Source organism: Mucilaginibacter rubeus, assembly GCF_003286415.2.
GTDB lineage: Bacteria > Bacteroidota > Bacteroidia > Sphingobacteriales > Sphingobacteriaceae > Mucilaginibacter > Mucilaginibacter rubeus_A.
Window position 1 is genome coordinate 2,395,932 of record NZ_CP043450.1, and the last position, 16,072, is coordinate 2,412,003.

Genomic DNA, 16,072 nt, shown 5'->3' on the forward strand with positions numbered 1-16,072 from the left:
TAAAAATCAAAACGGCGTCATTACAAGGAACAAGTAATGACGCCGTTTTGATTATATGGTTCCTATTAACTACTTAACAGGCGTCGGCCTCGTCGGAGTAAGGGGGATCAACCCTTTGAACATCTTGGCACCGTCGCCGGTAAGCCTTAGGTAATAATCAGATGAGCAAGCTGTTCCGTCTTCATCCAAAGTAACAAACGATGATCCTGCAGGTACAAAATCCTGGCTTTCGGCTGTTTTGGCTATCTGGTTTCCTTCGTTATATTCGTCAAACATGGAAATATAAAGGCCTTGCGCACCTACGCTTTTCATGTTAAAGAACTGACGCCACATAAAATCGCCGTGCACACGCTGATGTTCCTGCAAGTCGCCGGGCAGGATACATGGCTGATAATCCATACCATGGGCCTTACAATAAGCAACATCCGGGCGGTTAACTGTTCCGTAAAAATTGTCCGATTCGCTTTTATTACCAATACGCCCAACCATCCAGGGCGAGATCATATCAAGTGCGCTATAAGCACTTAAAAAGGCCGGTCGCGAATCACTGTCTTCAGTACGCCAGTGTGTAGGAACGCCTCCGATAACATAACAACCTTTGCTTTTAAACCAGTTAATCACATCCAGGCATTGAGCGGCGGTAAAGGGATGGTTTTCATCGCTGAAGCCAAAACCCCAGATACATACAACAGGTTTGCCATTTTGCTTAGCATAGGCTGTAGACGAAGTGTAAACCGACATTTTGCTCGTCCAGTCGGTTTTTATCTCCGACTGCATGTTTTTCCAGCCGCTTATATCGTACATAATGTAAAACTTAACGCCGTTTGCTTCTGCAGCTATTTTGGTTTTCGCTGCCATAGCGTCGCGTACGGGGCCTTCCAGACCGCTTGGATTAAAACGTTGCAGTGCCGCGCCGTCAATGCCATATTGTTTCATCCATTTAAACTGTACATCAATGGTCTGATCAGAAAATGATGAAAATACATTGGCTGGTTGACCGTTATTCAGGTTGGCATATTTGGTGGGGAAGGTTTTGGTGTAGTCACGTACGTCGGGCCATGATTTGATGGCCGTGTTGGTTGGCGACGGTTGTTCTTCCCAGGTTTGTGCCCAATGCCAGTAACGGTTAATAGGAGATCCGTCGCCTATGGCTGCAAACCAGCCCTGGTATCCAACAATTACTTTTCCTACCACATCGCCAACCGGCGATGGGGTAAGATCTATCGTATCTTTGGGTTTATCTACCGGTGTAACATCGCCGCCTCCGCTGCCGCCTTTTTTTGAGCAGCTCAACGTCAGCGCCACGACTACAACAAGGCAAAGATTTGTTGGATATTTACTTATGATATTTTTCATAGAATATTGATTAATAACATGATATAGTTTGCTATTTTTTGAAAGATGTAGGTTCGACCATTTTAATGGAACCATCGGCATTGTAGTAAAGCTTATCTACACTGATAGACCTTAACCAATCCTCATGCGATAACGCGCTGGTATGATAGAATGAATACCATTGACCTTTGTACTGCACAATAGAACCATGATTGGTATAACTATCGGTTGGATCCATGTAAATGCCGCCATATGTCCAGGGGCCAAGGGGGCTTTTACTGGTGGCGTAATTCATCCGGTTATGTTTACCGTTTACATCATGGTTATCTGAGTACGACAGGTAGTAAACGCCGTTGCGTTTATGTACCCAGCTGGCTTCATGGAAATCTTTAAGGCCTTCCATGGTTTTCATTTCGCCGTCAATTTCCATCATATTATCTTTTAGCATGCCACCTTTACAGGTACCGCCGCCACCGTAATAAAAGTATGCCTGACCATCATCATCAATAAAAACGCATGGATCTATCATTGATTCAAGTCCTTTGATATAGCCCTGAACAGTGAAACCGCTTGCTGGACTTTTGCTTGTTGCTACGCCAATTTTCCAGCTCTCGTTCCATTTGGTATCGCTTGGATGCGGGAAATAAAAGTAATAAGTGCCGTTTTTGTAGGCACAATCAGGAGCCCACATAAAGCCACCTTCTTTACGGCCCCATGGCACCTGGGCTGCGCGAAGTATTTCACCATGATCTTTCCAGTGTACCATATCATCTGTCGAAAAAACATGATATTGGTCCATCAGATCGCAGCCGCGTGCCGGAAAGATATCGTGCGATGCATAAACATAAAGGCGGCCATCAGCCCAAACGTGCGCGGACGGATCGGCGGTGTACATGCTCCTGATAAATGGGTTGCCGGTGGTATCGGTCGCAGCTTTTTCCTGTTGTTTGGCTTTTTCCTGGGCTTTGGTGCAGCTGGTTCCGGTAAGCACAAATGCTATGGCAAGCGTGGCGGGCAAAGCTTTTATTGTTAATGGTTTGAATAAAGTGATTAAATTCATTATGATATTACTGTTATTAAGGCCGGCCGAAGGTTTTACCAACAGCCGGCTTTTATTAATTAGGATTGGGGAATAACTATTTGGAGATGAACTTCAGATCATCGATACCGGTTACCAGGTCGCCATGATCCTTGTTTTGAGTCCAGAAAAAGATCCTGAAATGGTTGATCTTGGTGTAATCAGCGCCCGGGTCAGTACCAGAGGGTTTGATGGACTTATCAAAATCCAGTGTGATCTGGTTCCAACCATTTTTTAGCGTTGGGATCAAATCTTTTACATCCCACGCCGATTCATGATCATCTGATTTACCAGAGCTGGTGATTTCGATAGAACCGTCTGCTTTTAGTAACGAAACATCAGATACATACCACCAGAAAGTGAACCTGCCATCGGCGGCACTAAAACTGCTATTAACAGGAGGGTCGATATCCTTAATGAACTGCATGAAATCGCTACCGTTGGCAATGGTGTTTTTCAGATAGCCAGTGCCTTCTTTTTGCCCGCTGGTAGCTATAGTTGGTGTGCCAACAGTTTGCCAGCCGTCCGGCTTATCGGCGTTATCAAATACTACCGGAGGCGGGGCAGGAGCAGCTCTGAACACCAGGTCGTCGACCCCGGTAACCAGATCGCCATGATCTTTACTTGTTGTAAAAAAGAAGATCCTGAAGTGATTGATAGCCGAATAATCGGCGCCGCCATCGTTTGTTTTGATGGCTTTGCTGAAATTCAGGGCAATTTCGTTCCAGCCATTTTTAAGTGTTGGTATTAAAGGGGCTACATCCCAGGCAGATTCATTGACATCTGATTTTCCTGAGCTGGTGATCTCAATAGAACCATCGGCTTTCAGCAATGAAACATCCGATACATACCACCAGAATTTAAACTGGCCATTATTGCCGGTTAGCTTAGTATCAAGAGGGGTAGACAGGTCTTTGATGAACTGCATAAAATCGCTGCCGTTGGCAATCGTATTTTTCAGGTAGCCTGCACCTTCCTTTTGTCCGCTGGTAGCGATGTTGGGTGTACCCACGGTTTGCCAGCCATCAGCTTTATCAGCGTTGTCAAAGGATATCAATGTTGGATCTACTGCAGGCGGAGCAGTAGTATCCGGTGGGGGCGGCTTCAGGTATGAAGTATCACGGGATACATATTTTTCTTTTTTGCAGCCTGCAGCAATCAGGCCTATCATGAGGATGGAGCAAGCCATCATTGTTTTATTGAATTTCATTTCCTTTTTGGTTTTAGGTTAACTTTTAGGAATATCTACCTGTACTATCTCCGAAAAATTTGAGCTATTGAAGCTATCACTTAAACGCACACCCACACGTACGAAGAAGGTACGGCCCGGAATAAGATTAGGAACGGTAAGTGTCATCGATTTTTCGGCAGCGCTCATATCAATAAATGCCTTGTTGATGGTTTTGGCGTTCACATCCGAAAAGTCACGGATAGAAGCGCCTGTACCTACCAGTTTGGTGGTATTTACATATGGCTGCACATCTTTGATGGTTGGTAAACCGGCAATAATAGGTGCATCTATATCAAATGTGAGGGTAAGCGTGGTACCGGTTAATGTATGGGTGAAGTTTTTGATCACTATGTATGGCGTAACTGTAAAGTCGTGTTTGGTACCTTTATCAATGTTAACTGTCACAGTATCCGTAACGGGCCAGAATGCACCACCGGTAGGCACAATTTTATATCCGCCTTTAAACAATTTACTATCCTCATAAGTACCATCAAATTTGCTTGGGATGGTTTGCGGCGTTGTCCAGCCTATTTGTTGTAGCTTGATAGTAGTGCTGCCGCCCGAGGTAAGCAGGTTACCTCCCTCAGATGATAATATATTGCCTTGCAACGAAGCATTGGGGCCATCATAGTTATCTGTTTTTGTACATGCAGAACTCGCCAGTATAGCTATGCCCACCAAAATTCTACCAATCAGATTTTTCATATCTTTAACTTTTAAATTCTTAATAATTAGGGTTGTTAGGAAGCAGGTTAGGGTTTTTGCCAATTTCGCCACCAGGGATAGGCTCATAATAAAACTGCTTTTGGAAAGTGTATTCCCTGTTAAACAGTTCGGGCTCGGCCAGGAAAATGTATTTGTTTTCGTTTAATACATAGTATGGCATCAAACCTTTAAAGTGTGCCCGGTCAAGTACCACATCGGCAATGCGCCATCTTTTTAAATCCCAATAGTATTGGTTTTCAAAAGCAAGCTCCATACGGCGCTCTTTGCGTACTTTATCCAGATCGATAGAACCATACGGCGTTGCACCGGCACGGCTTCTGAGCAGGTTGATAGAGGTTAAGGCATCACCGTTATTGCCTAATTCCACAGCGGCTTCGGCACGGTTCAGCAGAATCTCCCCGTAACGTAGGTCAATCCATGGTTGTTCGCTGCGGTTCAGGTCAACAGATGCCTGTGGCTTGTTATAGTCAACATATTTGCGAACATAAAAACCTGTACGGGTAAGTTCGTCACCACCAGTCCACGGACCGGTAAAACCTATAACCTGCTTGCCCTGGTAAAGGGTTTTAGTATCGCCTGCAAGGATGTAGGAGCGTGAGTTTGGTTGTTTGGCAACTTCAGAAGCAGCGGTACCACTGAACGAAGGGTAAATACCGCGTTGCATATCAAACATCAAGCCCCTTAACATAGCGCCCGGAAAGTAAATAGTTGCCACTAACCTTGGCTCCAGGCCTTGCATCAATTCAGCACGGTCATTGAAACGTTTAGGTGTACCATCATCATTGGTTACATTCAAATTTCCCCATAACTGCACAAGATCAAGCGTAGGATATGAGCGTGACAGTGCATTGGCTGTAAAATAACGCGGCGACATGGTATCATCCCAGCTATGCGCCGTGTGATTGGCGATTGAATATTGCTTAATGAAGATGTTTTCGGGACTTGGTTTTAAAAACAGATCTACATAGTTCTGTACCTTATCCGAATTGGCATTATAAAGCGAATAATGACCATCCAACAGTTTAGCGGCATCATAAGCAGCCTGAAAGTAGGTGTTGGCCTTGCTTCCCGGAATACCAACCAAACCTTGCGCGCGTGCCGGACCGTCAACAAAATTGGTTGAACCATATTTGGCAATACAAGCCGCATATAACATTACCCTTGATTTTAAAGCGGCAGCTGCGTATTTGTTTGCGCGGCCCGCGTCGCTTGTTTCGGGCATCATTTGGTACCCCAGGTCAAGCTCCGCACCTATAAAATCCCAGGTAGCTTCTTCTTTATCGCGGTGTACCTGTAATTCAGATAACGGGGCCGCCGGGTCCTGAGGTTCTTTAATGATTGGCACACCTCCATAGCGTTTTGCTAATCCGAAGTAATAGTAAGCCCTTAAAAAGTGTGCTTCGCCAAGTAGCGCGTTTACTGTGTTTTGAGTTAAGGCTGCCGTATGTTTGGGTAGCTCGGCAATGAGAGTGTTCACATTCCTGATGTCGCCGTATGGCCAGTAGCCAAAGCCTCCGCCTATATCCATGCCACCAAACGGACCAACCTCTTCGCCGGTAACAGAGGCCGAGTTATAAAAGTTTTCCCAGTCGTTGCTTCCCGTTTTAAATCCTTGGTCGGGCCGGTATTTGAAATCCTCGATGGGCAAATTGGTATAAATGGTTGCTAAAAATGATTTAACGCCAGCCTCGCTATCGTAAATAATGTTTGGCGTAAAAATATTGGTAGGTGGGATGTCTAATTTTTGGCAGGAAGTTACCGAGGTACCTACACCGACAGAAATTGCTATAATGAGTTTATGTAATTTTTTCATGTGTTAAATGATTTAAAATGAAACGTTAGCACCCAGGTTAAAGGTCCTGTTCATTGGGTAGGTGTAACCGCCAAGGGCTTTGCTGAAATCATTGTTATCTCTCGGATTAGGTCCCTGGTGTTCTGGATCGTAATTCTTTAATCCGGTGAATGTTAGTAGGTTGTAGCTGTTTACATAAACCCTGAATTTTTTAACCCCAATGGCTTTCAATACAGCAGGAGACAGGGAATAACCTAATTCAAGTGTTTTAACACGCAGGTAACTGGCATTTTGGATGGCCTTTGTGCCCTGTGCAGATGGAGAACCCATAGCCGGATAATATCCGGGTACCCATTGCGTGTTCGGATCAAATACGTTTGCTGAAGGATCAAGCGTGTGCCAGCTATCCAGGAAGCGGGTTAAGGCACTTCTGTTGTACATCAATGGCTCGGCAAACTGCTCGCCGTATTGTACATAAACGCCTGCGGCTCCCTGCAAAAGCATGTTGAGGTCAAAGCCTTTGTAGCTTACACCTATAGTAAGGCCGTAGTTATACAACGGGATATCGGTGGTGGCAATAGGGTGACTGTCTTTATCGTCAATTACACCGTCATTGTTCCAGTCCTTGTAGTAGTAATCGCCAGGGATGGTGTTGTTATTACCGCCGCCTGTATTTACGCCATAGTTGTAGATCTGGTTGTATGAGGTAAACTGGCCTGCATATTCAGGGCCCCACCATACGTTTTGATACCTGTTGGTTTGATTTTCTTTCCAGTTCAGGTATTCGTTACCTGATTGGCCACGAAGTACTTTTAAAGCTTTTAAGCGGGTTGTACCGATGTTACCAGATACATTTAAGCCAACCTGGCCAAAGGTATTTCGGTATGACAGGTTAAAATCCAAACCCTGAACCCTGTCGCTATTATAGTTGATTTGTGGTACAGCCGCACCTACGGTGCCTGGTAATGCAACTGATGGCTGAGCAGGCAAACCGGTTCTGTCGTTCCTGAAAACCTCGATTGTACCGTCTACTTTACCGCCAAACAGGCCAAAATCAACAGCGATGTTTTTTATGGTATTTACAGACCAGGTTAAGCCGGCGTTACCCAATTTGGGGGCCGAGCCGTTAACGGCACTTGAACCGAAGATGTAGCTGTTTACCGGATAGGTATAACCATTTACATAGTTAAATGCAGGAGCATTCGCTTCATCGCCGGTTTGACCATAAGAAGCCCTGATTTTTAAGTTTGTAAGTATATTTTCGGAAACCAGACTGCGGAAGAAGTTTTCTTTAGTTAAAACCCAGCCGATAGACCCACCCGGGAAAAAGCCCCATTGATCAGATCCTGGTTTATAAAGGTTGTTACCATCACGGCGGAAACTGAATTCTGCCAGGTATTTACCTTTGTAATCGTAATTTAAACGGCCTATGATACTTCTGTGTGCGCGATCTTGCAGTGCGTTAGGATCCATACCACCTGCCATGTTAGAGTTTTGCAAACCACCAAACAGGTAATCAACCGGGATTTCTATATCCCTGTAAGCGTTAAAGTTATCGGCAGTTTCATGGCTTTGCTCATAGGTAGCCATCGCGGTTACGTTATGATCTTTAGCAAAAGTATGCGCGTAATTTAATGTTAACTGGCTTAAGGTATTTAAGTGCGTGTAATACTGGCGGGTGATACCGGCAGGTGAGTTTACTAAGCTTGGAATGTATGTATCATTATCGGCTTTGTAAGTATACAGGGAGAATGATCTCCTGACAATATTGTTATCTGCAGTACCGTAATCAATGTTGAACAAAGCCTTGGCAGTAAGACCGCTTACTCCAGGGATGTCATATTGTAAATTTAACTGACTGGTAATGTTTTTGTTCCGGAAACGCTTTGAACCTACTTTATTGGCATCTGTAATGATAGAGGGGTTCATGTTATCATCAATTACAGCCGGATAAAGTGGATTGTCATTGGCATAGATCTGGTGGGTTGGGATCTGGTTCCAGGTATATTTATAAATGGTCCATTCATCAGTATAAGGAAGGTTTTTCTCGTCCATCCAGGCCGATGTTAATACCTGTGCCCTTAAACCTTTAGTGATGGTTGCCGTAACGTTTGAACGGAAGTTGTATTTATTATAATTCAGACTACCGGTTTTAAATACACCATCCTGCTTCTGATAACCGAAGTTGAAGAAGTAGCTGATCTTATCATTACCTCCGTCAATATTCAGGTTATGCTGTATCTGGTTGGCTGTTTTCTTGAAAACCATCCCAATCCAGTCGGCTGATTTGTAAGTGCCATCAAGCCATGGTTTAATGTCGGCATAGGAGAATTGCGGAGTAACATTGTGTACAAAGTTATTAGCGAAATCACGTTTTACTTTTTCGTTGGTTAGCAACATATAATCAACCGCGCCAACACCTTCTGGCATGCCCAAAAAGGTTTGTATCGCGTCGTTAACCGAGTAATTGATATTGATCTTACCATTTTTGCCGCCTTTTTTGGTGGTGATAATGATGGCTCCACCAGCCGCGCGCATACCGTAAATAGAGGCCGCCGCGTCTTTTAACACCGAAATGCTTTCAATCTCATTCGGGTCCATACGACCAATGGTTGATTGGTCACCGCCGATGATACCGTCGATAACAACCAGAGGAGCGCTTTGATAACCTCTTATGTTCAGGTTGTTTGCGTATGAACCCGGTTCGGCAGTAGTTTGAACAATGCGCACACCGGGTATTTTACCGGTAAGCATATTGATAACGCTTTCGTTTTTGGTTGTGGTGATCTCCTTGCTTTGCAGCGTGGCGATTGAACCTGTAATGGTGGCCCTCTTTTGCGTACCGTAACCAACAACTACAACTTCCTCAAGGCTTTTATTGGTTGTTTTTAAGGCGATGGTACCATCTTTAATATCCTTAACCGCTATTTCCTGGGTTACATAACCTATGTATGATACCTGCAGAATTGCGTTCGGGCCGGGCACCTGCAGCTGGAATTTTCCCGCTACATCTGTAATAGCACCGGTATTTGTGCCTTTGATTTTTACACTTACCCCCGGAAGTGTCGACCCATCGGTTAAGTCTATTACTTTTCCGTTTATGGTAGTTTGCTGGGCTAACAAACTAAGCGGGAAAAGGAAGAAAAGTATAAGTAAGTATTTATATTTTTTCATATCGTCTCTCTTTGATGATTGTTTAAGGTTAAATTGATCGTTACCCATGTAGGGTAATAAATAGCGCATGCAGCGGCAGGCCTTACGGCGGGTTGGGGTCGTAGTAATACATGGTTTAAAAGAGTTGGTTAAAGCAGCGCCTTGTTGCGGTTATGCGATGAAAAGCACTGTTGTTAGTTTATAATTTCAGGTACAAAACAACAAGCAGGCATTAATAAAAAATAAATAATACATTAATAAAGGCCGTATTAATGCCCAAAAACGCGGTTTTATGAACTTTTTTGCAATCGATTGCGAAAAAAAGTGGTCCTGTAGGAAAATAATTTGATTTTTAACGGCAGGGGAGATGGTTAATACATTTTTAACAAAAGGTGATACGGATTAGTAGGTATATAATTATCGGCGCCAAGAAACGAAACCAGGCCGTAAATAATGTGATACATGGCATTGATTCTTGGGGAAAAAATGTAGTTTTAAAATCCGTAACCAATAAACTTATACACCCTTATCTTAATGCCCTTCAAATACCCCTGTCTGCTTGCCGCAAAAACGTTATTAATTGTTGTGTTTTGCTTAACTACCTGTTTTTATGCAGCTGCACAAAAAAAGAACGCGGGCTATAAGTACCACATCCGCAGGGCTGCTTCAGCTATTAATGTTGATGGGGTGATGAATGAGCAGGCCTGGATGCAAGCTGATTCTGCCGGCGACTTTTTTATGGTGCTACCCATGGATACCAGCAAGGCTACCGTTAAAACCGAAGTGCGGATGACTTATGATGATAAAAACCTGTACATCATAGCCATTAATTATAATTCTGTACCCGGTCCCTATATGGTTGAATCCCTGAAGCGTGACTTTAATTTTGTGAAGAATGACAACTTCCTGATTTTCATGGATCCTTTTGATGCCCGAACCGATGGTTTTAGCTTTGGAGCAAATGCTGCAGGAGGGCAATGGGACGGCAGCATGTACGAGGGTGGGAAAGTTGACCTGAGCTGGGATAACCGCTGGTATTCGGCAGTGAAAAATTATCCTGACAAGTGGATCTGGGAGGCTTCTATTCCCTTTAAAAGTATCCGCTATAAAAAAGGGATCAAGGAGTGGGGGATCAATTTTAGTCGCAATGACCTTAAGACAGCCGAAAAATCGAGCTGGACACCAATCCCGAGGCAATTTCCCACAGCTTCATTGGCCTATACCGGTACCTTAGTTTGGGATGAGGCCCCTCCAACGGCAAGTAGCAATGTATCTATAATCCCGTATGCGCTTACTGGCTTATCCAAAGATTATCAGCACAATACCAAAACCGAATATAAACACGAGATAGGGGGCGATGCTAAAATCTCGGTGACGCCATCGCTAAACCTCGATTTAACGGTTAATCCTGATTTTTCGCAGGTGGACGTTGATCAGCAGGTAATTAACCTGAACAGATATGAATTGTTCTTTCCCGAAAAACGGCAGTTCTTTTTAGAGAATGGAGATTTGTTCGCCAATTTCGGTTATTCAGATATCCGCCCGTTTTTTTCACGACGGATAGGCTTAAATGTACCTATCGATTTTGGCGCGCGGCTGACAGGTAAGCTGGATAAAGACTGGCGTATTGGCGCTATGGATATTCAAACCGGTGGCTCAGGAAGCGTATCGCAAGCTCCTGAAAATTATGGTATTATCACATTGCAAAGGCGTGTGCTTGATCGTTCCAATATCGGTTTCCTGTTTATCAATAAAGATGCTACAGCTAATATCCCCGGCACCAATACAGGATCGGCTGCTTACAACCGTAACATAGGCGCGGAGTTCAATCTGGCGTCCCGCAGCAATATCTGGACGGGTAAGGTATTGGCCTTAAAGTCGTTTACGCCGGGGGTAAGCGGCCATGATTATGTAGTGTCCGATCATTTTCAATACCTGAGCAAATACTGGACGGTGTACATGCAGGAAGAATACGTTGGCAAAAACTATAATGCCGAAGTGGGGTATGTGCCCCGCGTTGGTTATATCAAGTTAAGTCCGTTGCTACTTCGTAATTTTTTTCCTAAGCAGGGGGATATTCTGAGTCATGGCATTCAGCTTACTTCTAACTACTTTTTTGATGAGTCGTTTCATCGTACAGATAATGAAAGTATCCTGTCGTACCTGATCACTTTCCGTAACCGGGCTACATTATCTGTATCAGGCTTAAATGATTATGTAAGGTTGTTAAAACCTTATGATCCTACTAACATAGGTAAAGGCCTGTTGCCAACCGGGTCCGAACATAATTGGAATACTATCGATGTTCAGTTTGTATCCAAGCCGCAAAATGTATTTACCTATTTGCTGGAAGCATCGCATGGTGGGTATTATGATAAAGGAACCCGTAACAGCATTACGAGTTTAATAGGCTATCGCTTTCAGCCTTATGTAAATATCGCTATCAATACCTCATTTAATGACTTAAGGTTGCCCCAACCCTTTGGACATAACACTTTTTGGCTGGTAGGCCCGAAGATTGATGTTACTTTCACCAATACCTTGTATTTTACCACCTATGTTCAATATAATCAGCAGATAGATAATATCAATATCAACACCCGCCTGCAATGGCGTTATAAACCTGCATCTGACCTGTTTATTGTTTATGGCGATAACACCACACCATCTCCTTATACAGTAAAAAACCGCCAGCTTACTTTAAAGTGGACATACTGGTGTAACCTATAGTAGTATTGTTATAAAACAAGTGCTGCCGATGGCTGTTCGGATATTAGTTTGATATCTACCGGAAATGAAAAAACTCATCATATTTGATTTGGACGGCACCCTTGCCGAAAGTAAGGCCGCGCTTGATCAGGAAATGGCCACGCTTTTGACCAATTTGATGAAAGTTGCAAAAGTGGCCATTATATCGGGCGGCGACTGGCCTCAGTTTGAAAAGCAGGTACTGTCGAACCTGCCCGGCAAAAAATCAATTAAAAACCTGTCCATCTTACCAACCTGTGGTACCAAATATTATCAGTATAAAAAAGGTAGTTGGAAAAAACTTTATTCAGAAGATTTTACAGATACAGAAAGGCAGGAGATTGTCAGTAAATTAAATGAAGCCATTGATGCCTCCGGGATTAAATTCAGGAAAACATGGGGCGATCAGATAGAAGATCGCGGCAGTCAGATTACTTTTTCTGCATTAGGCCAGCATGCACCGTTGGAGGAAAAGAAAAAGTGGGACCCCAAATACGCAAAACGTAAAAAGATTAAAGCCATACTTGATAAAACCCTCGCCGGCTTTTCGGTACAAATTGGAGGATCTACCTCTATTGATATAACAAAACCCGGAATTGACAAAGCTTATGGCATTCATAAGTTGCAGCATACTTTAGAGATCAGCATCAAGCAAATGATTTTTATAGGTGATGCTTTGTTTGAGGGAGGTAATGACCACCCGGCTCGTACAACCGGGGCGGATTGTATCCAGGTGCGCGATCCGGAAGAAACCAAGCGTGTTGTTGAAGGAATAATCCTTTGCCTGAAGTAATAGGCTATCGGTTGAAATGTTAATTAAAAGTAAAGTGTATAATTTACACTTAAGCGGGTGCCTAAACTGCCTATCTTTGCAGCATGGAAGCAGGGTCAAGCATAAAAAACCGAACGTCATCAATCGCATTAGAAATAGCCGGGTTTGTTAAGTTTACGTTTATCGGATATTTTACGATTGGATTAAGTCTTGGAGTGCTTCCGGTTTTTATACACAATCAGTTTGGCTATAATGCTATGATGGCTGGTGTGGTTATCAGCCTGCAATACCTGAGCACCTTTTTATTCAGGGGCTACGCCGGGAATATCATTGATAAAAAGGGCCCAAAAACGGCTGTGCTTTCCGGGACGGCAGGCTTCGCAATTAGTGGCCTGTTTTTGTTTGTCGCCTTTTTATTTAAAGATCATCGCGAACTATGCTTAGGGTTAATAGCACTTACACGACTTGTGACAGGCTTTGCAGAAGGGTTAATAGGCTCAAGCCCGATAAACTGGAGTATCAACACAGTTGGCGAACAAAATACTGCAAAGGCGATATCTTATAATGGTATTGCGAGTTACGGAGGGCTTGCAATAGGTGCTCCCGTAGGCATATTGCTTGATAATAACTACGGCATCGCTGGTATCAGCATTGTAGTTTTTATACTTGGAATTGGCGGTTATTTATTGGCCAAAAGAAAGGCCGATGCATTGATCAAAAGTTCCGAGCAACGGAAATCATTCGTTTCGGTACTTAAAACTGTTGCGCCCTACGGCATCTGTCTAACCCTTGCTGCTTTGGGTTTCGGTACTATTTCCACGTTTATAACGCTCTATTACGCCTATCTTAACTGGACTAACGCGGTGCTTTGTCTTTCGGTATTCAGCGTTTTCTTTATCCTTGGCCGTTTAATATTTGCCGGAGCAATTGATAATTACGGAGGTTTAAAAACATCCGTAGCGTGTATAGCATTGGAGTCGGTAGGGCTAATGGTACTTTGGCTGGCCAATATGCCTGAAGTTGCGCTGATAGGCGCGGGCATAACTGGCTTGGGCTTTTCACTGGTTTTTCCGGCGCTGGGAGTGGAGGCTGTAAAATTAGTGCCAGGCTCAAACAAAGGAGCTGCGTTGGGCGCCTACGGTTTGTTCCTGGATATTTCGCTTGGTCTTACCGGGCCTTTAGTAGGTGGTGTGGCAAGTCACTTCGGGATGTTGTATATTTTTCCGTTTAGTATGGGTATGGTGCTGTTAGGTCTCCTGCTATGTTTAGTAATTGGCTGGAAGTTAAAAAGCTTTCGGGCCTAAAACCGGTTAATCAATTTCATACTTTTCATAGGGAATCTCAAAGCTAAATGTACTTCCTTTGCCGGCGTCGCTCTTTACGCTGATACTTCCTTTTTGCAGTTCGATCAATTGCTTGCAGATATACAAACCAAGACCGGTGCCTGTATTACCTTTTGCCGAATTTGTTTGATAGTATTTTGAAAACAGGTTAACCTGCTGTTCCTGGCTGATACCGGCTCCTGTATCAATAATATTAACAGTTAACCCGCCTTTACCACCAGTCAATTTAAGCGTAGCATTAATTTTAACGTTACCTGTTTCAGTGTATTTAATAGCATTGCTTACAAGGTTCACGATGATCTGTTTAAGCCTGAAACTATCGCCTAAAACTTCGGCTTCCGGGTCACCCTGGAAATCATAGCTTAATTGCAGTTGCTTTTTGTCTGCGCTGAATGCCATACTTTCAATTACTTCCTTCAATGTTTTATCCGGGCAAAAAGGATCGTTATGGATTTTCAATTCACTGCCTTCCATTTTAGCGGCGTCAAGCGTATCATTAAGGGTTTGCAGCAACAAGTCGGATGATGCCCGCACAGTACCCAGCATTTCCGATTGTTTTGGCGTAAGCGTGGTTCTGCTGAAAATATAAAGGAAGCCATTGATAGAAGTAAGCGGATTGCGGATTTCATGGCTCATATGTAGCAGGAGATCCATTTTTTGGCGCGCTATCATTACAGCACGTTCGTTTTCTTTCAATAAAAGATCTTCAGATTGGCCCAGTTTAATAACAAATACAATCAGTAGTACGGCAAAAGCCAGCAATAACAAAAGCGCGCTCAGGTAAAGTTTGTTCAGTAAGCTTGTTGTTTCCAGGTAGCTGTTAAAAGCCAGGCCTTTAAAGGCGTCGGTTAAGCTATAGTTGATATCCTTAATGGTACTGATCAACTGCTCCATTTTGTGCGTGATGCGCATGTTAAGGGCAATAAGCTGCCTTTGTGTTTCCTGCAATTTAGAGTTGCTTTGTTGTAATTGCTTCAGCTTATTCAGATAGTTTGATTTATCTTTAGTACGAAGCTTTTGGGTAACCGAGTCAACATAAATCCGTGTACGGTGATTGATAACAACACCTCCGGATCCGCCTGCATAAGCGTTTTTGTTTTTTATAGCCTCTTTTATCCTGGCAAAAAATCCTTTTCTTTTCAGTTTTCCTTGCTGGTTAATAGTATCCGTGCTGTTTTGAACTTTTTGGCTGCTCTTAACGGCAAGCTTATTTTGAGCGGTTGCAAGATCGAGATCAGAAGAGGTTGTTAAAAGGGAATCAAAATCGTGCCGGGCGGAAAGCAGATCGGCAGATAGTTTTATTTTTTGATCGTGCCATGCGTGAAGTTGTTTACGCTGCTCCGGATTTAGTTTTGCAGTATCATGCTGCATATTTAATAGCGTATCAATTTCGGCAAAAGCTAATGAAAGCTTCGCCTGATATGCTTTACTTTTAGCCGGGTCGCCATCTACCAGTGATGATTGAAACAAATCCTCGGCCTGGTGAAGTAGTAAAAGGGCCTGTTGCGGTCTGGAGTTATTAAGATCCATGAGGTGCGATACCTGGGCCGTATGGGCCAGTCTTTCGGCAATCTTGTCCCTTACAAAAAGAGCCGCAATAACTAAGATTATGGTGAAGGCTAAAAAAGCAAGCAGTATCTTCCTTGATAAAACGTTCATATAGTTATAATTATCAATGAGCCCGAAGTTATTGATTGAAAAACCTGATAAGATCCGGCGTTGATATTTTGAGGAACAATGATAATGATAAAAATGATACAATCAACCGTTGTTATAGCGATAGCATGCCACCGACTTTTATAAGTAGGTTAACAATTAACCGGTGCTTTATAAAATGATTTTCGTAAATGTTAAATGTCGCAGGGATTGTCAAGGAAAGATGATTGCTTTAATT

General features: G+C 43.4%; 10 protein-coding genes. 3 read left to right on the forward strand and 7 right to left on the reverse strand.

The genetic code is table 11. The features are described 5' to 3' along the window. Nucleotides 1–69: 69 nt before the first annotated feature. From DEO27_RS09800 to DEO27_RS09825, 6 genes are all read right to left on the reverse strand, one after another. Nucleotides 70–1,356 (reverse strand): glycoside hydrolase family 71/99-like protein, encoded by a 1,287-nt coding sequence (locus DEO27_RS09800; RefSeq protein WP_223818203.1) that lies wholly within the window; start codon nt 1,354–1,356, stop codon nt 70–72. 31 nt (nt 1,357–1,387) lie between these two features. Next, nucleotides 1,388–2,395: a family 43 glycosylhydrolase gene (locus DEO27_RS09805; RefSeq protein WP_112575575.1), complete on the reverse strand. Its 1,008-nt coding sequence runs from the start codon at nt 2,393–2,395 to the stop codon at nt 1,388–1,390. A gap of 76 nt (nt 2,396–2,471) precedes the next feature. Next, on the reverse strand, nt 2,472–3,623 hold the full coding sequence (locus DEO27_RS09810) for a hypothetical protein (protein WP_112575492.1): 1,152 nt from the start codon (nt 3,621–3,623) through the stop codon (nt 2,472–2,474). An 18-nt stretch (nt 3,624–3,641) separates the two neighbouring features. Next, a complete protein-coding gene (locus tag DEO27_RS09815; protein WP_190295364.1) occupies nt 3,642–4,349 on the reverse strand; it encodes a DUF3823 domain-containing protein in 708 nt (235 codons plus the stop codon). Between the two features lie 19 nt (nt 4,350–4,368). Further along, nucleotides 4,369–6,183 carry a RagB/SusD family nutrient uptake outer membrane protein gene (locus DEO27_RS09820; protein WP_112575494.1) on the reverse strand — a complete coding sequence of 605 codons (1,815 nt, stop codon included), beginning with the start codon at nt 6,181–6,183 and terminating at the stop codon, nt 4,369–4,371. 12 nt (nt 6,184–6,195) lie between these two features. Next, on the reverse strand, nt 6,196–9,336 hold the full coding sequence (locus DEO27_RS09825) for a SusC/RagA family TonB-linked outer membrane protein (RefSeq protein ID WP_112575576.1): 3,141 nt from the start codon (nt 9,334–9,336) through the stop codon (nt 6,196–6,198). 513 nt (nt 9,337–9,849) lie between these two features. On the opposite strand from DEO27_RS09825, the gene DEO27_RS09830 reads away from it, so the two are divergent. From DEO27_RS09830 to DEO27_RS09840, 3 genes are all read left to right on the forward strand, one after another. Beyond that, entirely contained in the window at nt 9,850–12,045 is a 2,196-nt protein-coding gene (locus tag DEO27_RS09830; protein WP_112575495.1) for a carbohydrate binding family 9 domain-containing protein, read from the forward strand. Between the two features lie 64 nt (nt 12,046–12,109). Next, nucleotides 12,110–12,856: an HAD-IIB family hydrolase gene (locus tag DEO27_RS09835; protein ID WP_112575496.1), complete on the forward strand. Its 747-nt coding sequence runs from the start codon at nt 12,110–12,112 to the stop codon at nt 12,854–12,856. Between the two features lie 83 nt (nt 12,857–12,939). Continuing rightward, entirely contained in the window at nt 12,940–14,139 is a 1,200-nt protein-coding gene (locus DEO27_RS09840) for an MFS transporter (RefSeq protein ID WP_112575497.1), read from the forward strand. A gap of 6 nt (nt 14,140–14,145) precedes the next feature. Here the strand turns inward: DEO27_RS09840 and DEO27_RS09845 are convergent, their stop codons facing one another. Continuing rightward, complete coding sequence (locus DEO27_RS09845; protein WP_112575498.1) at nt 14,146–15,837, reverse strand: sensor histidine kinase; 1,692 nt, start codon at nt 15,835–15,837, stop codon at nt 14,146–14,148. Nucleotides 15,838–16,072 lie beyond the last annotated feature (235 nt).